The sequence below is a fragment of the Legionella feeleii genome (genome assembly GCF_001467625.1).
GTDB lineage: Bacteria > Pseudomonadota > Gammaproteobacteria > Legionellales > Legionellaceae > Tatlockia > Tatlockia feeleii.
In genome coordinates, this window is sequence record NZ_LNYB01000081.1 from 298,189 (window position 1) to 298,586 (window position 398).

Below are 398 nucleotides of genomic sequence, written 5' to 3' on the forward strand. Positions count from 1 at the left end.
ATCTCCGTTAAGATGATTGTGGTTAGCTGGTAGGAGGGACGCCAATCCCTTCTATCAGCGCTTATTGCATTTAAACACGTCAAACGCAGATTTATACTATTTGATTCTTGAGTGTCTTGCAATTGAATTTTAATTGCAGGGCACTACAGAATTTTACTTCCTCGTTCAACCGCTTTTGGCCTTTTCAAATAAGCATCCTTTACCTGTTTCTTTTTTTAGACTCGGCAAATACTCCATAAATGACTTGCTTTATAGGTGGTGTCTTTTCAATCCACTGAAGATTATAGTGATTAATTTCACGAGAAACTTTGGCTCTCCCCCAAATGTAGGGGCACTTTAATCGGATTAAAGTAATCTAACTCTTTGATTCCGCAATCAAAAGAGGGTTAAAGTGCCAA